At 71.9% G+C, this 26209-nt stretch carries 13 protein-coding genes; 6 read left to right on the forward strand and 7 right to left on the reverse strand.

The annotated features are described in order from the left end of the window. Positions 1-49: 49 nt before the first annotated feature. From K1J60_RS11895 to K1J60_RS11910, 4 genes are all read right to left on the reverse strand, one after another. Positions 50-1336: a hypothetical protein gene (locus K1J60_RS11895; RefSeq protein ID WP_220646207.1), complete on the reverse strand. Its 1287-nt coding sequence runs from the start codon at positions 1334-1336 to the stop codon at positions 50-52. After that, positions 1333-1911 carry a sigma-70 family RNA polymerase sigma factor gene (locus K1J60_RS11900; RefSeq protein WP_220646208.1) on the reverse strand — a complete coding sequence of 193 codons (579 nt, stop codon included), beginning with the start codon at positions 1909-1911 and terminating at the stop codon, positions 1333-1335. Before K1J60_RS11900 ends, K1J60_RS11895 begins: the two co-directional genes overlap by 4 nt. A gap of 370 nt (positions 1912-2281) precedes the next feature. Further along, positions 2282-2581, reverse strand: coding sequence for a hypothetical protein (locus tag K1J60_RS11905; RefSeq protein WP_033525126.1), 300 nt, complete (start codon positions 2579-2581; stop codon positions 2282-2284). A gap of 86 nt (positions 2582-2667) precedes the next feature. Next, the gene (locus tag K1J60_RS11910) at positions 2668-4908 is read right to left on the reverse strand and encodes a coiled-coil domain-containing protein (RefSeq protein WP_220646209.1); all 2241 of its coding nucleotides are present in this window, start codon (positions 4906-4908) and stop codon (positions 2668-2670) included. 250 nt (positions 4909-5158) lie between these two features. Here K1J60_RS11910 and K1J60_RS11915 point away from each other — a divergent pair, with 250 nt between their 5' ends. The 3 genes from K1J60_RS11915 to K1J60_RS11925 all read left to right on the forward strand — a co-directional run bounded on the left by K1J60_RS11915 (position 5159) and on the right by K1J60_RS11925 (position 19870). Then, entirely contained in the window at positions 5159-16147 is a 10989-nt protein-coding gene (locus K1J60_RS11915) for an actin cross-linking domain-containing toxin (protein WP_220646210.1), read from the forward strand. Further along, the gene (locus K1J60_RS11920) at positions 16144-18834 is read left to right on the forward strand and encodes a right-handed parallel beta-helix repeat-containing protein (RefSeq protein WP_220646211.1); all 2691 of its coding nucleotides are present in this window, start codon (positions 16144-16146) and stop codon (positions 18832-18834) included. The genes K1J60_RS11915 and K1J60_RS11920 overlap by 4 nt, the downstream gene beginning before the upstream one ends. 118 nt (positions 18835-18952) lie before the next feature. After that, the gene (locus K1J60_RS11925) at positions 18953-19870 is read left to right on the forward strand and encodes a hypothetical protein (RefSeq protein WP_220646212.1); all 918 of its coding nucleotides are present in this window, start codon (positions 18953-18955) and stop codon (positions 19868-19870) included. 68 nt (positions 19871-19938) lie between these two features. On the opposite strand, the gene K1J60_RS11930 is transcribed toward K1J60_RS11925, so the two are convergent. Beyond that, entirely contained in the window at positions 19939-20334 is a 396-nt protein-coding gene (locus tag K1J60_RS11930; RefSeq protein WP_220646213.1) for a pyrophosphohydrolase domain-containing protein, read from the reverse strand. 192 nt (positions 20335-20526) lie between these two features. Between K1J60_RS11930 and K1J60_RS11935 the strand changes: the two genes are divergently transcribed. Both K1J60_RS11935 and K1J60_RS11940 read left to right on the forward strand, forming a co-directional pair. After that, positions 20527-21675, forward strand: a complete 1149-nt coding sequence (locus K1J60_RS11935) for a peptidoglycan recognition protein family protein (protein WP_220646214.1) — start codon at positions 20527-20529, stop codon at positions 21673-21675. 152 nt (positions 21676-21827) lie between these two features. Beyond that, positions 21828-22826 carry a TAXI family TRAP transporter solute-binding subunit gene (locus K1J60_RS11940; protein ID WP_220646215.1) on the forward strand — a complete coding sequence of 333 codons (999 nt, stop codon included), beginning with the start codon at positions 21828-21830 and terminating at the stop codon, positions 22824-22826. 155 nt (positions 22827-22981) lie between these two features. Here the strand turns inward: K1J60_RS11940 and K1J60_RS11945 are convergent, their stop codons facing one another. Both K1J60_RS11945 and K1J60_RS11950 read right to left on the reverse strand, forming a co-directional pair. Beyond that, positions 22982-24394 carry a sensor histidine kinase gene (locus tag K1J60_RS11945; protein WP_220646216.1) on the reverse strand — a complete coding sequence of 471 codons (1413 nt, stop codon included), beginning with the start codon at positions 24392-24394 and terminating at the stop codon, positions 22982-22984. A gap of 9 nt (positions 24395-24403) precedes the next feature. Then, a complete protein-coding gene (locus K1J60_RS11950) occupies positions 24404-25090 on the reverse strand; it encodes a response regulator transcription factor (RefSeq protein ID WP_220646217.1) in 687 nt (228 codons plus the stop codon). 318 nt (positions 25091-25408) lie between these two features. On the opposite strand from K1J60_RS11950, the gene K1J60_RS11955 reads away from it, so the two are divergent. Then, positions 25409-26185 carry an amino acid ABC transporter ATP-binding protein gene (locus K1J60_RS11955; RefSeq protein ID WP_045561136.1) on the forward strand — a complete coding sequence of 259 codons (777 nt, stop codon included), beginning with the start codon at positions 25409-25411 and terminating at the stop codon, positions 26183-26185. Positions 26186-26209 lie beyond the last annotated feature (24 nt).

The raw sequence follows: 26209 nt of genomic DNA on the forward strand, positions 1-26209 counted from the left end.
CCTTGCGGGTGGTTCGGGGGCCGGGGGTGGTGTGGGGCAGGCCCGTCGGTCAGTCGTCTCTCGTGGTGGAGGAGGCCGCCGTGGTGCGTTCGCGAGCGGTGGCCGGTTCCGCGAGGAGGTCCGCGCCGGTCCTGGTGGGGAGGGCTGCTTCCGTCGGGTGCTCCTGGAGGGGGGTGGTCTCGTCCAGGAGGTGGGGGCGGGGCGGCTCGGGGCGGCTCGGGCGCGGGCGGATCGGCGGCTCTCGGCGCAGGCGGCGCCGGTCGGCGCGGACGGCCGCCACGACGGCGCGGCCCAGGGGACCCGAGTCGGCGTCCAGGTCCAGTTCCGGCGCGGTCACCCGACTGCGGCCGTCCACCCGGAGGGTCCAGGCGTGCCCGGCGACCCGGCCGTCGACCAGGCAGACGACGGCGCCGGAGGCGGCGAGGGCGCCGAGCCTGCGGGCCTGGTCCGGGGTGGGGGCGGCGCAGACTACGACGGTGGTGGCGGCGCGCCCCGGCTCCCCGATCTCGTCGGGCTCCCGCGCCCCGGTGTCCTCGGCGGCGCCCGTGCCGCTCGGTGCGGCAGCCGCCTCCAGCTCCGTCAGCAACGTGTCGAGCCGTCGCCCCCGGTGCTGCGGATGGACTCCGTCCGCGACGACCACCGACGCCCCGCTGCCGGGCCGGTCCAGCTGGGCGGCGAGTGCCTGGAACAGCAGGGCGCGGGCCGCGGTGTCGCCCTCGACGGTGATCAGCCGTGGTCCGGCGGCCAGGTCGACGTGTACGCAGGCGTCGTCCGCCATGCCGACGGCGACCGGCAGCGGCCTCACCGCACCGGCGCGGGTGCGGCCCGGCGGCAATGCGTCCGCCTCGTCCAGCGGCAGCTCCCAGCGCTGCGGGCCGGGCTCGGCGGCGGCCTCCCAGGGCGCGGGCGGTTCCGGCAGCCGGCGGGCGGCGATCTGTACCGAGGCCCAGCCGGGTTCGAGACGCACGGCGTGCGCCATGGCGCCGGGGACGTCGGCGAGGGCGGCCGCCGACGCGTCGAACAGCCGTCGTACGAGCAGTCCTCCCCGGGGGTCGGAGAGCTGCCGGGCGAGGGCGCGGACACCTCGGCGGTGCCGGCGGTAGGCGCGCAGCGGCTCGCCGAAGGCCCGCCGGGTGAGGGTCAGTTCCCGGCCGACGGCCCGCCGGAACCGGCGCCAGCCGCCCCGTTTGCGGATCATGTGCCGCAGCAGCAGGACGAGCAGGATCAGGACGACCGCGCCGACGATGACCACGGTGAGCACCGAGTCGCCGGGCTTGCCGATCGCGACCAGCCGACCGTGTGCCGTCACGTCGGCACCGGCCACGGGCCCGGTCATGCCGCCGCCAGGGCGTGTTCGGGGTGCCGGCGGCGCAGTTCCCGTATCGCGTGGTGGGTGCGCGACTTGACGGTGCCCGGGGGGATGCCCAGGGCGTCCGCGGCGTCGGTCCCGGTGCAGCCGAGGACGTAGACGTAGAAGAGGACCTCGCGGTGGGCGAGCGAGAGCCGGGAGAGGGCGTGGACCATGAAGCGGCGCTGGACGGCCTGGCTCATGGGGTCCACCGGTTCGAGGTGCTTGTCCAGGGTGTGTTCGTGCTGGATGTCGGTGTGCACCCGCTCGCGGCGGGACCAGTCGATCACCAGGTTGTGCGCCACCCTCATCAGCCAGGCCCGGGACGGTGACCAGCCGGGTGGCTGGTTCGCGGTGCTCAACCAGGCGCGGACCAGGGTCTCCTGGACGAAGTCCTCGGCGCGCTGGCGGTCGCCCCGGATGAGGCTCGACACATAGCGCAGCAGGGGGCCGTGGTGCTCTTCGTAGAGCTTGCGGACGGAACCGTCGTGGGAGGAGGGCATGGCCTCGCCGGTGTCCGGGGCACTCCGGGGCACGGCGGAGCTGGGCGTGGGCGTTCTCATAGATTCCCCCAGGGCCGGCGTGGGTCTGGGCCGGTCCGGTCGGGCGCCGCGGCGGCGGCGTTGGCTGGGCAGGGGCTGAGCACGGGTACCCGGGTGGCCTCACGGTTCATGGGTGGAAGGTGAGGTTCCGCTGGGAGTCTATGAGCGCTTCTGGATGTTTCAAGAGTTCTTGAGAAGAACCTGAGGTTACTGACGAGAACGAAACCTTCCTGGTAGACGGTCTGGAGAGAGGGCACCCCGAGGGTTCGGCCCGTCGAACGGCGTGGTGGAAAGCGACAGGGGCGCCGGTCCGGGGGATGGACCGGCGCCCTTGCCCAAAGGGTGCCGACGGAGGGGGAGTTGAGGGGCCGGCACCCCGCTTCGGGGTGGATCAGGCGGGGATGCCGCCCGCGATCTGCGAGTCGAGGTTGTTCACCGCGTTGCAGATGTCACGGAACTGCTTGGAGAACTGCGTGATGTTGTTCACTGCCTCTGTCAACGACTTGTTGAAGTTGGCGTAGGAGGTCTGCATCTTCGGGCTGGTGGCCGTCAGCAGCAGGCCGCCCTGGAGCAGGTTCTCGACCTCGGCCTGCAGCGAGGACAGCTGGGGGACCAGGGTGTCGCTGACGGCGGAGTCGAGCTTCTTGGCAGTGCTCTCGATTTCCTCGTCGTCGATGACGTTCTTGGGCATGGTGCACCTCGTTCTCTGTTGATGAACCCGGCAGCGCGGGAAGAGCGCGCGGGAGCTTCGGGGCGGGCGCGGCGGCGCCCGCGGGGTCAGCGCCAGTTCTCGCCGAGCGTCCCCAGGGGCGGTTCGTCGCCGTAGCGCTCGTGCTGGGTGACGGACTCCCGCAGGTACCAGGTCCCGTCCTCGCGCCGCTGCCAGATCTCCTGGATCTCGTTGTTCTCTCCGGCGACGAAGCGCTGTCCCGTGTTCTCGTTGGTGACGACCTTCAGGACGGAGCCGTCCGATTCCGTGTAGTCCGTCCGCGTGACCCCGTCCTGCAGCTGGGTCGTGGTTCCCGGGGAGGAGTCGCCGGACGGGCGGCCGTCGGCGCCGACCACCGGGTTCTCCACCGTCAGATACGCCGGGGGCCTGTCCAGGAACTGCTGGGCGTCCTGCCGGCCTGCCTCGGAGGCGAGGTAGGTCTCCTTGTCCATCCGCAACACCCAGTCGCCGCCGGCTTGCTTGCTCCAGATCTGCTGGGTGTCCCGGCCGGTCGCGTCGGTGACGTAACGCGTCGCGGACCCGTCGGCGTCGGCATCCGTGTAGACCTTGGTGACGGTGCCGTCGGAGCTGCGGATCGTCGTCACGGAATCGCCCTCGCCGGAGAGCGGGTGGTACGTCTCCGAGTACGACAGGCCCGTGTTCTTGTTGGTGACGGTGGTGGTCGTCTCGACGGGGTCACCGTTCTCGTCGACCTTGATCTCACCGTTCTCGTCGAGCTGGAACGACACCGTGGTGGTGCTGTTCTCGTCCTCGATCGTGTACCCCTTGGGCACGAAGGCCTCGGGGGGCAGGTCGTCCAGCTGGCCACGCATTCCCCGGAGCTGACCGAGGTCCTCGTCCTTGTCGAAGTCCCGGTCGCGGATCTTGTCGTACTCCTCGCCGAAGCCGTCCTGGAGGTCCTGCTGGCGCTGCTGCAGGGGCTTCTCCTCCTCGGTCAGCGCGGCCTGCGCGTCCTCGGTGTCCGACTGGTCGTCCCACAGCTCCCGCTGACGGGCCTGGAGGTCGTTCGACTCCTGGTCCAGGGGGGCCAGTCGCGACTGGAGGTCGGCGCGGTCGGCGTCGAGGCCGTCCTGCTTCCCCTTCATGGCGTCCTCGACCTCCTGCTGGGTGGATCTCTCCAGGGCCCAGAGGTCCTTCTGCTTCTGCTGCAGCTCGTCCTGCCGCTCGGAGAGGGGCTTCTGCTCGGCGGCCAGCGCGTCGCGCTCGGCGTCGATCTCCTTCTGCCGCTCGTTCAGCGGGTCGAACGCCTTCTGCTGGTCGCGCTGCTCCTGCTCCAGCGCGTCCCAGCGCGCCTCCAGCCCCTTGCCCTCCGACTCCCACAGGGCGTCGCGTTCCTTGTCGAGGGCGTCCTGCTCACGCTGCCAGGCGTCGAGGTCGGCCCGGGTGGCGCCGCCCTCGGACAACAGGGCCTCCCGCTTGCTCCAGAGAGCTTCCTGCCTCTCCTGGAGCGCCTCCTGCTTGGCGTCGTAGGCCTTCTGCTCCTGTTCGAGGGCGCCGACCTTCTTCTCCATGGCCGCGTCCTGCTCGGCACGGAGGGCCTTCTCGTCCTCCCAGAGCTGCTGCTGCCTGCGCTGGAGCTCCTCCTGCCGCTGGATGAGGGGTTCCTGTTGCGCGCGGAGGGCCTCGTAGCCCTGTTGCAGTTCGTCCCGTTTCGCCTGGAGCTTCTCCTCGCGCTGCCTGAGGAGTTCCTTCTCCTCCTGCCACAGCTGCCGCTGCCTGGCCTGGAGTTCGTCCTGCTGCTTCAGCAGGGGCTCCCGCTTCGCGGCGAGCTCCTCCTGCTGCTTGTTGAGCTCCTGCTGCCGCTTCTCCTGGGCCGCGATCTGCTCGTCGAGCTTGTTCCGCTTCTGGACGAGGGCGTCCTGCTCCTTCTTCAGCCGGGCCTGCTGCGTCTTGTAGCCGGCCTCCAGACGTCGGGCCAACGCCTCGCGCCGCTTGCCGTCCAGCGTCTGCTTGCGTATGTCGTTCTGCCGGGTCGCCTCGTCGCGAACCTGGGAGGTGACCTGCTGGGCGGCACCGGCGGCGTGGGCGGCGTCCTGGTCGTAGAAGGCCTTGCCCGCCCTGTCGAGGAGGTTGCCGAGGTCGGTCATGACCTGCCAGCCCTCCTGGAACGACTTCTTCCAGGCCCCGTAGAAGTCCTCCAGGGCCTCGGCCGTCTCCCGGCGGGGGCCGACGTCCCCGGGGGCGAACGCCTTGTCCGTCTGCGAGGTGACGTCCAGTTCGTCGCGGAGGTGCCACAGATGGCGCGCGAGGACGGTCATCAGGTCGTAGTCGTAGGAGACGCGCACCATGTCCGCCGTCCTTTCCTCGATGCGGTCGTGTGCCGGGCGATCGGGCACGAGGGCCGGTCCCGCGGCTCGCGCCGGGGTTCGGTGCCGAGCCGCCCTGTAGACGAGGAGCCGGGGCCGGATGGTTCAAAAAACTTTCGTCCGCACCGCACTGACCGGCGGGAATGTGGCGTGCGCCACTTTCTTGAACTCTCAAGCCGCTCCACTGCGTCTGCTTTCGGTACCCCAAGTCCCGGACCACGTGGAGGATTCGTTGGCCACCTCCGACGAGTGGAGCAGAGTCGGCTTCACCGGCAATCCGGTGACCGGGGATCCGGGCCTCCTGGAGCGTGTCACCAAGGAGCTGCGCGACCTCGGCGATCTCGCCGGACGGGTCAGCGGCGGCCTCGACACCCTGTTGACGAAGGCCGAGGACGGCGGCTTCGAGGGGCGGACCGCGGACGCGTTGCGCACGTACGTCAAGGACGAGCTGAAGACGTACATGGCGAACATCAACCGCTCGTTCGAGATGGCCGCCGACGCCACCGCCCGCTACGCCCGCGCCCTCGGGGACGCGCAGGACCGGGCCGAGAACGCCGCGGACACCGTGGCGGCGCTGGAGCGGGTCGGCGGTCAGCCGCTGGCCGACAACGATCCGGAGATGACCCGCGCCCGCGGCGAGGTCGACGCGGAGCGGGACGCCGTCCAGGCCGAGGCGAAGATCCTGGAGGAAGCCCTGCGCGAGGCGGCCCGGCTGGTGTCGAGGCCCGTGAAGAAGCCGAAGAAGAGCTTCTGGAAGCGCTTCGTGTCGACGTTCTTCAAGGTGCTGGAGATCGTCGCGCTGGTCATCACCCTGATCGCGGCCGTCATCGGCGGCCCGCTGGGTCTGGTCGCCTTCGGACTGGGCGCGGTGCTCTTCGCCAAGGCCCTCTTCGACTACGCCACGGGCAACGGCAACGCCCTCAGCCTGGGCCTGGCGTTCCTGGGCGTCCTGTTCCCGTCGACGAAGGGTTTGACGACCCTCAGTGGACTGTTCCGGCTGGGCTCCGGGGGTGCGAAGGCCCTCGGCGGCGCCCTCTCCGCGAGCGGACGACTGCTGTTCCGGGGCGGTAGGGCGCTGATGTCCTCCCCCGGCCGGCTGCTGTCGCTGGCGGGGCAGGGGCTGGTCAGGTTGGGCGGGGGACTGGCGGGTCGGGCGGGCGGTGCGTTCATGGCGCTGCCCCGGGTGCTGTCGAAGACGCCCGCGATGCTGGGGTCGGCCCTCAGGTTCATGGGCGGTTTCGCCCGCGGTACGTTCCGGCAGGGCTGGTCCGCGCTGAGCCGCGACTTCTACCAGTCGACCGCGTTCGTCACCGGCAACATGGCCACCAAGCTGGGCGTCTTCACGATCATGAGCCTCGGCCGGCTCACGGCCACGGCGCTGCTGCCGATGAGGTACTCCGAGATAGCCCGGTTCGGGTACCGGGGCGCGGCCCGGATGGGGTTCATCGACCGGGGTCTGCGCTTCGCCCCGAAAGGCTCCGGCCTCCTCACCAGGACGGGCTCCCTCTCCGGCGACCTCATGGACCTGCGGGGCGGGAACCTCGACCGGGGCGGCACCCTGCGCCCGTTCGACGGCCCCGGCTCCGACAGGCTCGCCGTTCCCGGCACCCCCGAGTTCAACGACACCCTCGACGAGCTGGCCGACATCTCGGTGACACCGGTGACGGCGTCCCGCACCCCGGGCTTCAGCTCGCTGCCGGGCCCGAGCCCCGTCCGGATGCCGGGCCGCCTCGACGACCTGGGCGTACGGCTCGGCGCGCTCGACGACCTCGACACGGTGGGCCTGCCCGTGGGCACGGTCCCCGGCGGGCAGGGCCTCGGCCTCCTCACCCCCGTGAGCGGGCGCCTCCGTCTCCTCGACCCCACGACCGGCCGCGTCGGCGACGATCTGCTGCCGCCGCCCACCGCGCTCGACGAGCTGCGGGACCTCGACGCCCTGACCGGGATGGAGCGCACGCCGACGGGTCTGCTCAGGCCCCTCGACGACCTGGCCGGACTGAGCCTCGACGGCAGGCTGGGCGGACTCACCGAGTCCCAGGTGCGGCGGGTCCTGGACGGCGAGATCGACCTGGTGCGCGTCACCCCCGACGGGGTGGTCCTGCGCATCGGGAAGACCGATCCGATCGACGTCCGGGTGGGGTTGAAGGACGAGGTGACGATCGAGGTCCTCGGACCGGCCGACCCCCGCGTCCCCACCTGGAACGCCACGAAGGGCGCCGAAGGCCTCGACGACCTCGGCATCAGGCTCGACGACCTCACCCGGCTGCTCCCCGACACCGGCGACGGCTCCCGCGCCGCGCGCGAGCTGCTCGGCCTGGGGCCGGTCCGCACGGACGTCGCCGCTCCCCCGGCCACCAAGCCCTTCACCGCGCTGACCCTGCGGGACATCGTCACCGGCGGCGCCACCGGCAGACTCGCCACGGAGCGCTTCCGGACCTGGCTGAGCGCCCAGTCCGCCCAGCTGCAGCTGGACACCGCCGGGCGCAGGCTCAGCGAACTCGACGGGCTGACCGGCGTACCACCGCTGAGCCGCGCGCAGGCGGAGCTGGATCTGAGCGCCGCGCGGCTCGACCTCGGCCGGGCCCGGATCGCGTTCGACCGGCTCGGGATGAACCTGGACACGGTCCGCCGGGACGTCCTGGTGATGACGGCCCGGGTCGACGGCCCTGCCGCCGTCCTGCCCACCGGTGAACTGCGGCTGCTGGACGACCTCGGGCTGCCCACCGGTCGGTGGATCACCATGGAGCCCGGGCAGAACGTCACCTGGGTGCTCAGGACGGACTCCGGGATCGTCCCCGGCGTCGAGGTGCGGATGGTCGACGGGACCTTCACGGTCACCGGCCCCGAGGGTGCCGTCACCCGGTTCGGGGCCGACGGGCGGCCGGACCGGCTGGCCTTCGCCGCCGACCGGTCGGTCGACATCCAGGCCATCGCCCCGGCCCCGGTCTGGCGTGCGACCGACGAGACGCTGTGGCGCATCGGCGGCAAGCGTCCCCTCGACCAGATCTTCCGCGAGGGGTTCACCGTCCGCGATCCGCTGGAGACCAACCTCGACGTCATGGTCAGGACCGGCCAGCCGTCCGCGTTCGTCAGCACCACGACCGACAGGAACCTCGTCTGGGACGGCGTCTACAAGTTCGAGATCGAGGCGTCCGGCGGTATCGACGTCGGCCGGACCTTCGAGCGCTCCATGGGCCCGGACGCCTGGCGGGCCTCGGGCTGGGCGTCGGAGAACGAGATCGCCTTCCCCGGCGGTATCGCCTCCGAGTTCATCCGGGGCGCGTACCGGATGGACGCCCAGCACAATCTGCTGGAGTGGATCCCCAACCCCAACTTCCGGGGCAGCGACCCCCTGCCCGAGCTGGCGGCGGATCTGCGGGTTCCCGGCGAGGGCACCTCGGGCCTCACCGGCGAAGGAACCCCGGGCCTCAGCGCGCTCGACTTCCAGGGGCTCTCCCTCGACGACCAACTCCGGCTGCTGGACCAGCTCGACCTGGGCGGGGCGGGGACGTTCGACAACCTCGGTTCGCCGAACGGCCTCGGCTCGCCCAACGGCCTCGGCTCACCGAACGGCCTCGACTCGCTCAGCCGGGCCGACTCCCTGAACGACGTGGGCAGCCAACTGGACGAACTCGGCTATCTCTCCGACGACTTCCGGTTCGACCGCTTCGACGCGCCCACTCCTCGAACGGACACCGTGGTGGTGGACCCGGCCGACCTCACGGGCGTGACCGGCTTCCGGGCGGAGTGGCAACGGACCCCGCTGGAGAACGGCGGATTCGGGCTCACCGACCGGACCGGTGACCTCCGGCTGGTGTTCGACGCCCGGGAGGTCCGGCAGTTCACCGACATCCGGCTTCCGGGAGGCGCGGGCTTCGTACGCTTCGACGCCGACGCCGGGCCGGCGTCGCTGCCCCGGATCGTCGGCCAGGACGGGGTGCCGTTTCGCAGCGGTGCGACCGTCGAACCGGTCAGGGGCGCGCTCGGCGTGGTGACCGGGGTGCGGGTGCAGTCGCTCGACGGCTCCTGGGTCGCCCGCTTCGACCTCGACGGTACGCGGCTGTCGGAGCAGCTGACCCTGTCCGGCCCCGCCGGCGGCCCGCTGACCGGGTCCCGGCTGAGCACGTCGTTCACCCAACTGCCGGGCGGGGCGCAGTCTGTGACGTACCGGCTGACGGTGCCGGGGCTGGGCGACGGCGCCTTCGCCGTCGTACGGCTCGACGGCGATCTGGCCCGGCGGCTGCCGGGCGGCTTCTCGGTCACCGACACGGCGACCGGAACGCGGTTCGTGTTCGACCGGGACGGACGGTTCGTGGATCTTCCCGTGGACGGGGCGCCGACGACCAGGCTGGACACGTTCGGGACGACGGTGCCGGACACGACGGCGCGTCCGGTGACGGCCCTCGACGGTCTCGGCGGCAATCCCTCCGAGCGGATTCCGCCGGCGTCCCTCCCCGCGACCGGAGTCCTGGACGACGTGGCGGGCGATGTCGCAGGACCGCTCCCGACCGGCGAGCGCCTGTCTTTGGAGGACCTGGCTGTTCCGGCCCCGCCCCGTGTCGCTCCGCCTCCGCCCGCCCCGCCCCTCGTCGCTCCGCCACCGGTTCCCACGGCGCACATGCCCGGGGCGCCGGTGGCCGCCCGGGCCCCGCGAGCCGTGGCACCGGGATTCGACACGTCCTTCCCCTCCCCCTCCATCGGCAGCGAGAGCGAGCTCGGCGGGTTCGTCGTCGCACTCCCGGAGAGCGCGGACCGGACCTTCGCCTTCGTGTCGAAGGTCGACACCGACGAACCCCTGCTCATGGTCACCAAGGACATGGGCAAGGGCGCGTACGCCAACCCCGCGGACCTCCCGATGGCACAGCGCGGCAACTGGCAGACGCACACCGTGGAGCTGATCACCTATCCCTCCCGTCTGGGCGATCAGGGGGCGATCGGCGCGCGCAACGGCGCGACCCAGTGGCTGCTCGACGTCTTCAAGGAGCGGCTCGGCATCCACAACCACCGGCCGCTGGAGTCGATGGTCAGCCCCGACGGGCTCTACCGGTTGCAGGTCACCAGCGACCGGCACGTCATCGCTGCGGGGACGGGCCTGGAACTCGAAGGCCTTCCCTCCGTCTCCATGCCGACCACCCAGCAACAGGCCACGATCGGTATCAGAGCCGTGGACTTCGGCTCCCGCGCCACACACGAGCTGAGACTGCTGGCCGACCATGCCCACTGGTACAAGCCCGCCTTCCGCGACGACGACGCTCTGCGGACGGCGCTGGCCCGGGAGACGCTCGACGCGCCCGAGCAGGTGGAGAACGCGTACACCTATGTGAAGTCCGTCATCGACTTCACCTCCGACCTGGTCCGCAGGCACGGCACCCCCATGGAGGGCTGGGCCGGCGCACCGCCCTACCACGGTCTGACCCACCCGGCGGTGAAGAACGAGTGGTCCGTACTGCCCAGGACCAGACCGAGCCTGGTCCTCGACTCCTTGTCGCCCGGTGACCGCGCTCTGACACTGAGGCTCCTGCGCGAGGCCCCCGCCCTCGGTGACGAGTCGGTGTGGAAGGCCGCGAGGCAGTACATCCTGAACGGCAACGAGGTGGCCGGACGAGGCATCAACAACGCCACGGTCGGTGGAGAACGAGCCCTGCTGTTCGAGTTCCGCACCCTCCCGGACGAGCTGAAGGGCGCCGTACCTCACGAGAAGGCGCCTGTGTCCCTGGTCACCGACCCGTTGGCGGAGCTGGGCGGGAACCGGGCGGCCGGGGTCCGGCGGATCAACGACTTCGTGTCCGGGCCGGAGAACAGGGACGCCTTCGCGGACTGGTACCGCACGGAGTTCCCCAGGGATCCGGACGCCGGGCGAATCCATCAGAACAAGGGCACCGACGCGATCCTGAGGATGGCGGCGGCCCGTCACAAGGCCGAGTGGATCGGCCTGCGGCACCCGCAGGTCTGGCAGGACATCACCGCCATGCCCGTGGCACCCGCCAGGCCGCCGGTTTCCGCCGTCCCCTCCGCCCCGCCGGCACCCCCGCACGTCGGCGCGGGGCCGCTGCAGGACGAGCTGAACCGGCCGCTGACCAACCTCGACGCGCCGCACACACCCGCGACCGACCTGCCCCGGACCCCACGGACACCGGGGATCGACCTGCCGAGAATCACCGAGGGACCGGACGTCACCCTCCTCCGGACCACCCCCGCACAGGACGTCACCCTCCGCCACGCACCCGCCCCCGAGCTGAACGTCTCCCCCCTGAGAGGGCAGTCGCTCGACTCCCCGCCCCCGCCCATGCCCTCGGTGCGCGAGGTTCCCCTGTCCGGGCTGGACGACGTGGCCGGGCTGCGGCTGCGCGTCACGGAGGTCCCGGCGACCGACGCCGCCCCGGCGTCGATCCGCGTCGAGGTGCTGGACTTCACCGCACAGGGCGGGCCGGCGCGGCTGCCGGATGCCTCGGTCACCGTGCGGGAGGGCGGCGGATTCACCGCCACCGACCCGCAGGGTGGCGTGCGCTGGCAGTTCGACGCCGCGGGGCGCCTGGAGCACCGGGAACTGCCGCTGACCGGCACCGACTTCTCGCTGCGCTTCACCGACGACGCCCTCCGTCCGATCCGGGTGACCGGCCCGGACGGAGCCCCCGTCCCCGGCGCCGTCGTCACACCGGTACGGGACGCCTCCGGCACCCTGAGCGAGCTGACCGTGCGCGTGCCCATGCCCGGCCCCGACGGTCCCGCCGCGGTGTGGCGCTTCGAACCCGGTGGCCTGACGCACTCTCGGGAGCTGCCGCTCACGCTGCCGGGCCTGGACGGTCCGTCCGGTCTGGGGGTCAGGATGACAACCGCCCCCGGCTCGGGCGGCACCACGACCAGGGTGCTGGAGCTGACCGGTCCGCAGAACCTCACCGACTCCTTCCGGCTCGACCCCGTGGGCGGAACGCTCTCCGGACGGCTGCCGCGAGGCTTCACGGTCACCGACTCGGTCACCGGCGCCCGCTTCCACTTCGACCACACCGGCCGCCTCGCCCTCCGCGACCTCCCCGACCAGGAGGGCTCCGGCTTCCTGCGCTTCACCGAGGCGGCCCCCGACACACCGCCGACCAGGCTCGACGACCTCGGCGACGGCATGGGAGACAGCGTCGGAGACGGCGGCCACCTGCCGCTCGCCCCCGAGAACGACGTCCTGGGCGCCATCGACATGGCGCGGATCTTCGATCTCACGCTCGGCGAGGCCTCCGGCCTCCGTGCGGCCCCGGGGGGCACCCCCGCCCACCTGTCCGACACCGCAGGAGCCCTCGACTTCCCGCACGGGGCGCTCGACTCGCTCGCCGCCCCGTCACCGGACCTGCCCCGCCTCCCAGGGCTTGCCGACGACATGACCGCCTCGCCCGACCCCCTCGGGCTCCGTCCCGAACTGCTCGACGACCGGCTACGCCTGGCCGACCAGGCTCACCGCACACTGCACCGGAACGCCGCCACCGCCCTCGACGACTTTCTCGGCCTCCCACCGGCGACCCGCGTCGACGGCCTGCCGTCCGTCGCCCAGGGCGCCGGCGGCCGTGTCGTCGGCGACTTCACCGTCACCCCGACACCGCACGGTGGGCCCGGCGGCAGCCACCACACCGTCCGCCACGACCCGTCGGACGTCACGCTGGGCTTCGGCCCGGACCGTGAACTCCGCTACCAGGAGATGTTCCTCAGAGGCGGCCCGGGCGAACTGGACGGGCTGAAGATCGGTGTCACCGGCCGGGCGACGGACGGCGGACCCTGGACACCCGACTCGTTCGACTTCGTGGGCACCCGCACGGCGGACGGCTTCACCCTCGCCCCCAGCACCGACGTGCGCGGCGGACTCAGCCTCACCGACGCCGCCGGGACGACCAGGTGGCACTACGGCCCCGACGGCGTCGCCGCCCTGCGGGACGTGCGGCTGCCCGCCGACCGCGGCGTCCTCCGCTTCGACGTCGGCACCCCCGGCGGCGCGCCACAGGTGCTGGACCCGACGGGCCGTCGACTCGGCGGCGTACGGGTCGACCTGCTGGACGAGGGCCGGATCGCGCTGGTCCCCACCGGCAACGGCGCCCACGCCCTGGAACGGACGGTGTTCGACCCGGCGGGCACCCTGCTGGAGGAGACGGTCGCGGTGCGCGGCAAGGGCGGCGTCCCCACCGGGGACCTCTGGAAGATCGACCACGTCTCCGGCACGGCCGTCCGCACCGACGCCTCGGGCACCGCGTTCACCGGCCGCTTCGACACCGCGGCCGTGGAGCGGTCCGGCACCGGCCAGTTCAGGCTGACCGGTGCGGACCCGGGCAAGGTCACGCTGTTCGAACGCGAGACGCTGAGGAACGGCAACGTCCTGCACCTGTCCCGGGACCGCTTCGGGCAGGCCCGCTGGACCGAGTTCGACGCCGCCGGTGACGTGTTCCGGCACGGCCGGCGCATCGGGGACGCCGACATGCGCACCTTCCACGACGTGCCCTCCGGTTCCTGGCGTCGGCTGCTGAACAACGCCGGTGACGTGCGGACGTACACCAAGGGCAGCGACGGCGGTCTGGTGCGGGCCGAGAAAGGCACCGGCGGCGAGTGGACATGGCAACGCTTCGCCAAGGACGGCACCGAGTCGCTGTCCGGCACCCGGCACTGGAACCGGGACCACGTCGGCTTCCGGGACACCTTCCTCGACCCGGCGACCGGTGTGGAGTCGATCGCCCAACGCCGGGGCGCCACCTGGCCGTTCGGTGGTGTGCACGGCTCCCGCATGTACCAGGAGTTCTCGGTGGTGCCGGGGCACGCGCCCGCCGGCGGCCGCATCGACGTGGGCACGTACACCGGCCATGGCCTGGCGAACGCCCAGATCAAAAGCCTGGAGACGCTGTCGGACGGCGGCAGCCTGCTGGTGAAACGCTTCTCGGAGATGCGTCCGCCCGCGTTCCTGTGGAAGAGCGCGGCGGGCCGCAGCCCGTTCGACGGCTTCTTCCGCGACCTGTTCGCCGGCGACTCGCTGCACCGGGTCAGCCACTGGACCCAGACCGCCGCCGACGGCACGAAGATCACCGGTGTCCGTCTCAACCCGACCGGAGCCAACTGGATCGACATCGACCAGTACGGCCGTATCGTGCGCGAGACCCGCAAGCTCGACAACGGCGACATCGTCGAGATCGGCCGCAGCCCTGACGACCCCACCCGCTGGGCGCCTCTCCCGGAGTACCGCGAGGGCGGCTCGTACGAGCTGTCCTGGCGCGACACCACCAGCGGCACCACCGGCACCCGGCACGTGGACGGCGACGGCCGCTGGCGGGACCTCTTCACCGACGGCGACGGCGTCGAGCGGGTCCGGATGCGCGGCGAGGGCCGGAACAGCCGCGAGTACCTGTTCGAGGCGCCCTCCACCCGCGACCTCTCGCTGAACGACAAGGCGGGCACCTGGGTCGACAGGAACTCCCTGCTGCACATCACCGGCCGCCGTGACCTGATCGACGGCCGGATCGTCGAGTCGTCCGGCAGCCCGTACCGCACCTCGTGGACCTGGCGGGAGTTCTCCGCGGACGATCCGGCCACCGTGATCGCCGAGGGGGTCCGCAAGCAGAACCGCGGTTCGTTCTACTCGAAGACCTGGGACGACTCGTTCGTCGACCTGGACCGGCTCGGCAACACCGTGCGCGAGCGCAACGCCACCGACACCGGGAGTTCCTGGGTCGACGCCGTCCGGCAGCCCGACGGCACGTGGAAGTGGACGAAGACCGCGGCCGACGGCACGGTCCACTCCGAGGGCACGCGCGTGTACGAGGGCGTGGCGGGCGGCGGCCGCTGGCGGGACCTCGTCGATGGCCAGGTGGTCAGAGAGCGGGCGGCCGGGGGCCGGGTCCGCGAGTTCGACTACAAGATCCTCACCCCGGAGCCCCCGACGACCCCGCCGACCACCGGCTCACTGCGCGATCTGCTCGCGCACGCGGCCCGCCGGTTCGAGCCGCCGCGCACGGTCGAGGTGAACGCGCAGGTCTGGAAGGAGTACGACCTCGGGAAGGTGTTCCGCGAGCGGGTCGCCGTGGACGGCGTGCCCGGCCGGTTCCGCGAAGTCGACAAGCAGTGGGGGCAGTGGCGTGAGTTCCAGGACGGACGGCTGGTGGAGCAGCGCACCTTCACCGGGCGGATCTGGAAGACCGACGCCTTCGGCCGGCTGAGCACCTCCGGCCCGGCGTTCGTCCCCGAGTACCTGGCGGGGGCGCTGCCCCGCATGGGCGACGAGGTCGGGCTGGCGGGCGACACCGGCTGGCGGCTCATCGGCCGGGAGACCGACTTCCGGGGCCCGGAGATCGAGGCGCTGGGTCTGCTGCGCGAGGCCCAGGACCCGTGGCACGGTGTCCTCACCGGGGTCAGGGACGGGGTCTCGGCCGAGATGCCGGTGTGGCAGCGCGAACTGCGCGGCGCGCTCACCTCGTTCACCATCGGCTTCGTCACCGACTTCACCGCGAGTCTCGCCATCACCGCCGCCACCACCGGCGACGGCGGCGTCACCAGGCTCGACGTCTACAAGGCCCTGCTCAGTGGCTCGGTCGGCGGCACGTTCAGCAGCGGCCTCAACGTCCTCTACAACCGCACCGCCCTCGGCTACCTCAAGACCAGCATGGGCGCCCGTGACTGGGGCGGGCACCCGAAACAGTCGATGAATTCCAACACCGACGACTGGGCCACCGACTGGGCCGCGCAGGAGAAGCCGACCCGCTGGCGCAACGCCACCTACGCGAACACCGTGGGCATCGCCACCGGCGCGCTCAGCGGCTTCGTCAGCAACGCGATCAGCGCGTCGGTCTTCGGCGTCAACGGCCACGAGGTCAAGGGCGCGGACGCCCTGCTGGCCGGTCTGTGGGGCGCAGGGGCCTCCGCCTTCAGCGGTGTCACCACCGGTCTGGCGAAGAACGCCTTCCACCTCACCACCGGCGCCCGGGTCTTCCACAAGGGCGGCCTGCCCGAACTGGGCCTGAACTGGGGCGAGGCCGCGCTGACCAAGTACATCAACTGGCTGATCATCGAGGCGGACAAGAAGAACGGGAACAACCTGCCCTCCCCCGGCCGATCGTTCCCGGCCGCGCCGAAGACCACCACGCCCACGACCACGACCACGACCACGACCCGCACCACCACGCCACCACTGGCACCGGCGACGGCACCGCGGCAACCGGCCTCGGATCCGGCCGCCCCGCACGCCGACGGATTGGAGTTCCCGTGACCCCCACCGCCACCGTGCACCGGGTCGCCCCCAAGGGACGCGGCGCCCATCGCAGCATCGCCTCCGCCCTGCGCGCCGCCCGCGACGGAGACGAGATCCATGTCGCCCCCGGCGAGTACGTCGAACACCTGCTGATCGACCGTGCGGTGCTCCTGGTGCCGGAGGCGGGCGCGCGGCACGCCGTACGCCTGCTGGCGGCCTCCCCCGGCCGTCCGGTGCTGGAGGTCGCCGCCCGGGACGTACGCGTCGAGGACCTCGTCCTGGTCGGCCAGGACCCCGGGCTGCCCGCCGTACTGGTGGCCGCCGGGGATCTGGAGCTGGACGGCTGCGAGGTGTCCGGCGGCCGCGTCGAGGCGGGCGGGGACGCGTCGCTCGCCCTGACGGACTGCCGCGTCGCGGGCGCCGAGCTGGCGGCCGTGCACCTCAACAGCACCGGATCGGCGCGGCTGACCCGGGTCGTGGTCGAGGACGTCGAGGGGACCGGTGTCGTCGTCGGTTCCCGGGGCACCGCCGAGGCCGACGAGCTGACGGTACGAAGGGTCACCGGGTCCGGTGTCCGGGCCCGGGGCGGCGCCCGCGTGGTCCTGCGGGAGTGCCGGATCTCCGGCGCCGGGCGCAGTGGGCTGCTGGTGGAGGACGACGCCTCGGTCACCGCGCGGGACTGCCGGGTGGCGGAGACGGCCGCCGAGGGCGTACGGGTGCTGGGCAGTTCGGCGCGGTCCACCCCACCCTCGGGGGACCGGGAGTCCGGCGAGGGCGGCGTGGTGCTCGCCCGCTGCGAGGTGCTGCGCACCGGCGGGGACGGCGTCGCCGTCTCCGGCGGCGGCGATGTGCTGTTGCTCGGCTGCCGGCTGCGGGACGGTTCGGGGCCCGGGGTGAGCGTGGAGGACGAGGGCCGCGCCGAGCTGGTGGACTGCCAGGTGGACGGGGCGCACGGCTCGGGTCTGGTGGCCCGGGGCACGGCCCGGCTGTCGGCCGAGGGCACTTCGGTGACGGGCAGCCGGGCGAACGGCCTGCTGGCGGGCGGCCGCTCCGAGGTGCGGGTGGACGCCGGCGACCTGACGGCGTGCTCGTTCAGCGCGGTGCACGCCTGCGACGACTCCCGGGTGACGCTCACCGCCTGCCGGATCGGCTCCTCCGCCGAACACGGCATCCGGGCCACCGACCGGGCCGGACTGACCGTCGAGGGCGGCCGGATCTCGGACTGCGGGCTGTCCGGGGTGCAGATCGACGGGGCCGCCGAGGCGCGGATGCGCGGCCTGTCCGTGGTGCGCGGCCGCGCCGGGATCACCACCGAGTCGTCCGGGACCGTGGTCCTGGAGGAGTGCGATGTCGTCGGCGTCGAACGGGCCGGGATCTCCTGCGGCACGGAGACGACCCCGGTGCTGCGGGACTGCAGGATCAGCGGGACCGGCACGGCCGGCCTGGTCATCGGCGAGCGCGCCACGCCGAGCGTCGAGGGCTGCACGGTCCGGGACGCGGACGGTTCCGGCGTCGTCGTGGGCCCCCGCGCCGAACCCCGGATCCGGGCCGTGACGGTGGCCCGGACCGGCAAGAACAGTCTGTTCGTCGGCGAGAAGGCCCGCGGCACCTTCGAGGAGTGCGTCTTCGGCGGAGCGGGCACCGACGGCGCCGCCTTCCCCGCCCTGCACATCTCGACGGGCGGGGCGCCCGTCCTGCGCGGCTGTCTGGTCCGCGACTGCGAGGAGGACGTGGCGCTGGAGAAGGGCGCCCGCCCGGTGTTCGACGACTGTGTCTCGCGGGACGTGAAGAACCCGTCCCTGCCGACCGGCGCCGAACAGGCCCTCTCCTCGGCCGGGGGGCCGGAGGCAGCGGGCTCGGGGACCACCGCACGGGAGACCGAGGCACCCGCCGAGGACACCCTCGACGACCTGCTCGCCGAACTCCAGGGTCTCGCGGGGCTGGAGCGCGTCAAGAACGACGTCTCGTCCCTGGTCAAACTGATGCAGATGGTCCGCCGCCGGGAGGAGATGGGCCTGGTCCCGCCCCCGCTCAGCCGCCACCTCGTCTTCACCGGCAACCCGGGCACCGGCAAGACCACCATCGCCCGCCTCTACGGCCGTATCCTCGCCGCCGTCGGACTGCTGGAGCGCGGGCACCTGGTCGAGGCCGACCGCTCCGCCCTGGTCGGCGAGTACGTCGGCCACACCGGTCCGAAGACCACCCGGGTCTTCCAGCAGGCCCGGGGCGGCGTGCTGTTCATCGACGAGGCGTACTCCCTCACCCAGTACGCCGGGTCCAACGACTTCGGCCAGGAGGCAGTCGCCACCCTGCTGAAACTGATGGAGGACCACCGCGACGACGTGGTGGTCATCGTCGCCGGATACCTCAAGGAGATGGAGGTCTTCGTCCGCTCCAACCCCGGCCTGGCCTCCCGCTTCAACCGCACCCTGCTCTTCGACGACTACAGCGGCGCCGAACTGGTCAGCATCGTCGAGCACCAGGCCGCCCAGCACCAGTACGAACTGACTCCGGACGCCCTCACGGCGCTCACCACGCGCTTCGACGCCATGCCCCGCGACCGCGGCTTCGGCAACGGCCGTACGGCACGCCAGTTGTTCCAGGCCATGACGGAACGCCAGGCGTACCGCATCGCCGAACTCCCCGAGGCCTCGGAGGCCGACGTGATGACGCTCAGGCCGGAGGACATCCCCCAGACCCTCTAGCCGGGCCCCGTGAACGTTCGAGGCCAGTCCACCGACCGTTCCGGCGCCCCGACCGACCGCCCTCCCACCCATCCGTCCCCGCGCCCACCCGCACGGACCCACCCCTAAGGACCACCCGATGCCGCATTCACCCGACCGAAGCGACCGCAGGGACGGCGAGTTCGCCGACCTCTTCGCCCGCAGGACGCGCGTCCCGCTCCGCGGTTTCCTGCCCGGCCGCCGGGTGTGGAAGGCGATCGGTGGCTCCGCCGCCGCGGTCCTGGTGATCGCCGGCTCGGCCACGGCCGTGGCCGCCATCGACTGGAGCGGCGACCCGTCCGAGAAGGTGACCACGGCGGCCGACAAACCGGCCGACGAGCACTCCGTCCCCGGCGACACCAAGAAGGCGGCGGTGGACCCGTCGCCGACGGACCGGGCCGAGGACGGGGGCAAGGGCAAGGACGGCCCCGAGGTCGTCTACGTCCCGGTCAGCGGCGGAGCGGGGTCGGGCGGCGCGGCGGACTCGGCACCGGACACCGGCGCCCGGTCCGACACGGGCAGCACCACGGGCGACACCTCCGGCTCGACGGGCTCGACGGGCTCGACGGGCTCGAGCGGCACGACCGGCACCGAGGAGAAGAAGTCCACGACCACCCAGAACACCGACTCCGGGGCGACATCCGGCTATCTGTGGGCCGACGGGAGCGTGGAGTCCGACTCGAACGAGTACTGGGACCAGAGCACCGTCACCGTCAGGTCCACCAAGCCGATCACCTCGCTCAAGGTCGTCGTCCGTGTCGTCCAGACCGGCGGTGTGTCGAGCACGGGCGCCTGGTCCTCCCTGGGTGACAAGGTCGTCGTGGGCCAGAACGCCACCGCCGACCAGATCGGGTACGTCATCACGCTGAAGTCGGGTGTCACCCTCGACCCCGGCACCTATGTCTTCAAGGTCCAGTACGACCACGACCAGGGCCGACGCGACGCGGCCCGCGACCTCTACACCGTCACGACCGTCGCGAACGGTTCGGAGGACGAGTACCTGTCCGGACGCTTCTGAACCACCGGCCGCACCTGTGACCCCGGCCCGGAGAGCGCCCGGCCGGACAGCTGCAGGGCTGGGCGGGCTCAGCCCGCCCAGCCCTGCTTCCGCAGCACCGAGGACACGTCGGGCGCCTGGTAGTGGTCCCCCTTGAGCACCTTGCCGTCCGCCCGGCGGGCGACCCGCCCGTCGGGGCCCAGCTTGGTCATGTTCGATCGGTGGATCTCGGCGATCACGGCGTCCAGGTCGATGCCGTGGACGAGAGCGGTGCCGTACGCCACGTACACCACGTCGGCCAGTTCGTGGGCCAGCCGGTCGAGCGGCCCGTCGACCGCCACCTCGGCGACCTCGGCGGCCTCCTCGGCCAGCAACTCGCCCCGGTGGGCGGCCAGCTCCGGCGAGACCTCGGTGGGGGTGCTGCGGACGTCGAGTCCGAAAGCCCGGTGGAACTCACGGACCAGGCGAGCGGGAGAGGAACTCATCCGTCGACCCTACCGACCGGCCTCCCCACGCGGACAGTTCTGTCCGTCTCGTACGGTCATGACGCCCAAGTCCGCCTCCGTCACGGACGTTTGACGCTACGTCAGCACAGGGGGGCGGTGGCGGAACCGATGACTCCACTCCGTACGCTTCGTTGAGTCTTCACGTACCACCCCGAGCGATTGAGGACCATCGTGAGCGTTCCCCCCACCTCCCCCAGCCACCGGGCCACGTCCCGGGTGACCCGCCGTACGGTGATCGGCGCGGCCGGCGCGGTCGCCGCCGGCGCCGTGATCACGCCGACGGTGATGGCCACGACCGGCGACTCCGGCACCGCGGCGTCCTCGGACACCGGCGCCGAGGGATCGGCCGCCGGCACGACGACCGAGACCTTCCCGAAGACCCGCAGCGAGGCCGCCACCGGCGAAGCGCCCGTCGAGGCGGCCTTCCCCATCGGTTACGTGGGCGTGCGCTGGGGCGGCACCGACGAGACCACCGGCGGCGGCATCCGGCTGCGGGCCGCCGACGGCGGACAGGGCACGTGGCAGCCTCTCGGCGACGGCGGCTGCTCCCTGGCCAACGGCGGCGGCGTGCTGCTCGCGGCCGATCAGGCGGCCGGATACGAGCTCAAGGCGCCCGACGGCGCCACCGGGCTGCGCTCGCTCGCGCTCGACACCCTGCACGGCCCGGACCGCAAGGTGGCCGTCCCGTCCGACCCGACCCGTGTGCGGGGCGTGCAGTACCTCACGCGCGCCGCCTGGGGCGCCGACGAGTCGCTGCGGTTCAAGGCGGACGGCACGGAGAACAGCCCGACCGCGTTCTACCCGTTCCAGACGATCACCGTGCACCACACGGCCATGACCAACGACGACCCGGACCCGGCCGCGACGGTCCGCGCGATCTACCAGCTGCACGCCGTCACCAACGACTGGGGCGACATCGGCTACCACTTCCTCATCGACGAGGAGGGCCGTATCTACGAGGGCCGCTACTCCGGCGAGGACGGCCTGCCCGCGCACGATGCCGACGGCAAGGTGGTGACCGCCTTCCACGTCGGCGGCTTCAACTCCGGCAACCTCGGCATCGCCCTGCTGGGCACCTTCACCGAGCAGGGCCCCAAGGAGGCCGCCCGCGCCTCGCTGACCCGGCTGGTGAAGGTCCTGGTCCGCCAGCACGGCGTCGACCCGCAGGCCCGCGTGACCTACACCAACCCGGTCAACGGCACCCAGAAGGAGGTCGCGGAGATCAGCGGCCACCGGGACTGGATGGCGACCGAGTGCCCGGGCGAGGTCATGTACGGAGAGCTGGAGCGCCTGCGCACCGCGGTGGCCACCGGTCGCTGACCACGGCCGGTGGCCACCGGCCGCTGACCACGCTGTGTGCCCCGGCCGCCGGACCCACCCCCGTGCGGGTCCGGCGTCGCCGAGGTCACGAGCTCGCACCGGATGGGTCCGACCCTGGCCGCCCGCTCGCTGACCTGGCAGGATTTCGTCGCATGGTCCAGGTACTCCCACGCATCGGCAGGCGGCACGCGCTGCTGGGCTCGGTGGCTTCGCTGGTGGTCCTCGGGCTGCTCGCGTGGTGGTTGTGGCCCAACGAGAAGCCGCCGAGCGGGACGATCACGGTGACCACGGGAGCCGAGCGGGGCGTCTACCAGGAGTACGGCAGCCGGCTGCGGAACGCGCTCGCCGGGGACATGCCGGGGCTGCGGGTCCAGCTCATGCCGAGCAACGGCTCCCAGACGAACGTCCGCCGGGTGGCCACCGGGCAGGCCGACTTCGCCATCGCCGCGGCCGACGCCGTCCAGACGTACATCGACGAGGACCAGCCCGGCGCCGGGAAGCTGCGGGGCGTGGCCCGGCTGTACGACGACTACATACAGCTGGTGGTCCCGGCCGACTCGACGATCCAGAACGTCTCGGAGCTGAGGGGCAAGCGGGTCGCCGTCGGCCCCGAGGGCTCAGGCGTCCGGCTGATCGCCGAACGTCTGCTGGCGGCGGACGGGCTGGACATCGACAAGGACATAGACGCCCGGCGCGACACCATCGGCACGAGCCCCGACGCCCTGCGCACCGGAAAGATCGACGCCTTCTTCTGGTCGGGCGGCCTGCCCACGAAGGGGCTGACGGACCTCGCGGAGAAGGAGCGGTACGACTTCCGCTTCGTCCCGATCCGCAGCGACCTGGTGACGAAGCTGCACGACCAGGGCGGGGTCTTCAGCCACTACCGGGCATCCGTCATGCCGGCCGACGCCTACCCGGCCGTCCTCACGGGCCCGGTGCCCACCCTCACCGTGGCGAACCTGCTCATCACCCGCGCGGACATGGACCCCCGGCTCACCGAATGGCTGACCCGCGTCGTCCTCAAGAGCCGGGACAACATCGGCCAGCACGTCCACGCGGCTCAGGTGGTGGATCTGCGCACCGCGATCTACACGGACCCGCTGCGGCTGCACCAGGGCGCGAGGGCGTACTACCGGTCGGTCAAGCCGTAGCCCCGGAGGCCTCCTCAGCGACCGGGAGGGCCTCCTCGGCCCACTGGCGGTGCCTTCCAGCAGGCCCGGAGGAGCCGTCTCAGCGGTCGGCAGAGCCTTCTCAGTGGCCCGGAGGGGCCTTTCCCGGCGGCCTCTCGCTGCTGCTGCTCGGACCCTCAGGCCGGCGGACGCGACCGGGGCACCGTCACCGTGACCCGCAGCCCGTGCGGCTCGTGGTGGGCGTAGGCGATGGAGCCGCCCCCCGCCGCGATCAGCGCCCGGGAGATGGAGAGGCCGAGCCCCGAACCCTTGATGTTCTGGTGGGCGGTGCTGCGCCAGAAGCGGTCGCCGACGCGTTCCAGCTCCTCGTCGCTGAGGCCGGGCCCGCCGTCGGTGACGACGACCGTGGAGGTCTCGCCGTTCGAGCTGACCCTGACCTCGACCCGCTCCCCGGCGGGCGTGAACTTCAGCGCGTTGTCGATCACCGCGTCCAGGGCGCTGGACAGGGCGATGGGATCGGCCCAGGCGGTGGTGGCCGGGCAGGTGCCGGCCAGCGCCACCCCCTTGTCGTCGGCCAGCGGCGACCAGGACGCGACGCGCTCGGCGGTCAGCTCACCCACGTCGATGAGCCGCAGATCGGACTCCGCGTGCTCGGCGAGCGCCAGATCGAGCAGATCGTCGAGGACCGACGCGAGCCGCTTGCCCTCGGTGCGCACGGAGGCGATCTCCTCGTTGCCCTCGGGCAGTTCGAGCGCGAGGAGGTCGATGCGGAGCAGCAACGCGGCCAGCGGGTTGCGGAGTTGGTGCGAGGCGTCGGCGACGAAGGCGCGCTGTTGCTCCAACACGTCCTCGACGTTGTCGGCCATCTCGTTGAACGACCGTGCCAGCCGCCTCAGTTCGGGCGGACCGCTGGCCACCGCGACCCGTGACTTCAGACGCCCGGAGGCGATGGCGTGGGTGGTGACGTCGAGGACACGGACGGGCTTGAGGACCCATCCCGTCAGCCGCAGCGCGGCGCCGACGGCGAGGAGCATCGCGGCGCTCTCGCCCGCGGCGATGATCAGCCAGCCGCGCAGGATCTTCGAGCGCATCTGGTCGGTGGGCGAGTCGGTGACGACGGCCGCGACGACGTCGCCGTCGTGGATGACGGGGGACGCGACGACGAGTCGGCCCTCCTGCCAGGGCCACACCTGTTTCGGGTCGTGCGGACGGCGCCCCAGCAGCGCTTCCTCGAAGGCGGCCAGCCCCTCTCCCTCGGTGGGCCGGCCCCACTCCTGGGGGGCGTTGGCCATGGCCGACTGGCTCTTCTCCCGGTAGAAGACGCCGGCCTTGATGCCGTACACCCGGTAGTACTGCTCCAGCTCCCGTTGGAGGGTCTCGCCGCGGCCGTCCGTGGTGTCCACGCGGGATCCGCTCGGGCGTTCGGTGACGAACTGGGCGAGGGCCGCGAAGCGTGCCGTGTCGTCGATGCGGTCGACGACCACCTCCTGCTGGCGCGCCGCCGCGAGGCTCACCGCCAGCGGGATGCCGAGGGCCAGCAGCACGGCGGCCATCAGGACGATGAGCAGCGGAAGAAGACGAGTGCGCACGCGGGCACGCTACGGCGTCGGGGCGACCAGCCGGTAGCCGACCCCGCGCACCGTCTCGATCAGGGCGGGCATCCGCAGCTTGGACCGCAGGGAGGCCACGTGCACTTCGAGGGTGCGGCCGGTCCCTTCCCAACTGGTCCGCCACACCTCGCTGATGATCTGTTCCCGGCGGAAGACGACCCCGGGCCGCTGAGCCAGCAGCGCGAGCAGATCGAACTCCTTGCGGGTCAGCTGGACGACCGAGCCGTCCACGCTGACCTGCCGGGTGGGCAGCTCGATGAGCACGGACCCCAGTCGCAGCCCGCTGCCGCCGGGGGCCGCGGCCCCGTCGGGGGCCCGCCGGCGGGCGACGGCGTGGATACGGGCGAGCAACTCGCCGGTGTCGTAGGGCTTGACCACGTAGTCGTCGGCGCCCAGGTTGAGCCCGTGGATCCGGGACCGTACGTCGGAGCGGGCCGTCACCATGATCACCGGGGTGCTGGTGCGCTTGCGGATCTTGCCGCAGACCTCGTATCCGTCCTGGTCGGGCAGGCCGAGGTCGAGCAGGACGACCCCGTAGCCGTTGCCCTCCGGCACCAGCGCCTGGAGGGCCTCCTCGCCGCTGCGGGCGTGGGTGACGTCGAAGCCGTGCCGGGCCAGGACCGCGGACAGCGCGGCGGCGACGTGGTTGTCGTCCTCGACGAGGAGCAGCCTCATTCCGGCCCCTTCCTGCTCGGCGGGTCATGCGTTTCGGTCATGTGTGCGTCTCGGCTGGCACACATTACGCGGATTCGCATCCCGGGCACGCGCGTATCGGCTCCCTCGCAGTCACACTGATGAGTGAGGACGCCGTCAAGGCCGTACGGGTTCCGAGCGGGTTCCGTTATCCAGCCGAAATACCTCGCACGGGGCCGTCACGTGCAGTGTCCGTCCGGCTACCAGATCGTTATGCTCAATTCTCGCTCAGATGTAATGACGCTGGTCGTCGCCGGTCACTACTGTCCTCCGAAACCGAGGAAGACGGAGCCCAAAGCGATGACCGAAGTTTCGGTGGTCAAGGACGCGGTGCCCGCGGCCGACGACCTGGTCGTCCTGAAGAGCGTCAACAAGCACTTCGGCGCGTTGCACGTACTCCAGGACATCGATCTGACGATCACCAGGGGCGAGGTCGTCGTGGTGATCGGACCCTCCGGGTCCGGTAAGTCCACCCTGTGCCGCACCATCAACCGGCTGGAGTCGATCGACTCCGGCGACATCTCGATCGACGGCAAGCCGCTGCCCGCGGAGGGCAAGGCGCTCGCACGACTGCGGGCTGACGTCGGCATGGTGTTCCAGTCGTTCAATCTCTTCGCGCACAAGACCGTGCTCGAGAACGTGATGCTGGGGCAACTCAAGGTCCGCAAGACCGACAAGAAGCAGGCCGAGGAGAAGGCGCGGAACCTTCTCGACCGGGTCGGCGTGGGTACCCAGGCGGACAAGTACCCCGCGCAGCTCTCGGGAGGTCAGCAGCAGCGTGTCGCGATCGCGCGGGCGCTGGCCATGGACCCCAAGGTCATGCTCTTCGACGAGCCGACCTCGGCACTCGACCCCGAGATGATCAACGAGGTCCTGGAAGTCATGCAGCAACTGGCTCGCGACGGCATGACCATGGTCGTGGTCACCCACGAGATGGGCTTCGCCCGTTCGGCCGCCAACCGGGTGGTCTTCATGGCGGACGGCCGCATCGTCGAAGAGGCTGTGCCGGACCAGTTCTTCAGCAACCCCCGCAGCGACCGGGCCAAGGACTTCCTGTCGAAGATCCTGCACCACTGACGGCCCTGCCGACGCCTTCTCCGG

Origin of the sequence: Streptomyces akebiae (assembly GCF_019599145.1) — a bacterium.
In the GTDB taxonomy this organism is placed as follows: Bacteria; Actinomycetota; Actinomycetes; order Streptomycetales; family Streptomycetaceae; genus Streptomyces; species Streptomyces akebiae.

What these genes read in the sequence shown, in the direction of transcription:
- K1J60_RS11905 (WP_033525126.1), bottom strand. Translation starts at nt 2,581, where the DNA reads ATGCCCAAGAACGTCATCGACGACGAGGAAATCGAGAGCACTGCCAAG.
- K1J60_RS11940 (WP_220646215.1), top strand. Translation starts at nt 21,828, where the DNA reads ATGGTCCAGGTACTCCCACGCATCGGCAGGCGGCACGCGCTGCTGGGC.
- K1J60_RS11955 (WP_045561136.1), top strand. Translation starts at nt 25,409, where the DNA reads ATGACCGAAGTTTCGGTGGTCAAGGACGCGGTGCCCGCGGCCGACGAC.
- K1J60_RS11930 (WP_220646213.1), bottom strand. Translation starts at nt 20,334, where the DNA reads ATGAGTTCCTCTCCCGCTCGCCTGGTCCGTGAGTTCCACCGGGCTTTC.
- K1J60_RS11895 (WP_220646207.1), bottom strand. Translation starts at nt 1,336, where the DNA reads ATGACCGGGCCCGTGGCCGGTGCCGACGTGACGGCACACGGTCGGCTG.
- K1J60_RS11900 (WP_220646208.1), bottom strand. Translation starts at nt 1,911, where the DNA reads ATGAGAACGCCCACGCCCAGCTCCGCCGTGCCCCGGAGTGCCCCGGAC.
- K1J60_RS11925 (WP_220646212.1), top strand. Translation starts at nt 18,953, where the DNA reads ATGCCGCATTCACCCGACCGAAGCGACCGCAGGGACGGCGAGTTCGCC.
- K1J60_RS11950 (WP_220646217.1), bottom strand. Translation starts at nt 25,090, where the DNA reads ATGAGGCTGCTCCTCGTCGAGGACGACAACCACGTCGCCGCCGCGCTG.
- K1J60_RS11910 (WP_220646209.1), bottom strand. Translation starts at nt 4,908, where the DNA reads ATGGTGCGCGTCTCCTACGACTACGACCTGATGACCGTCCTCGCGCGC.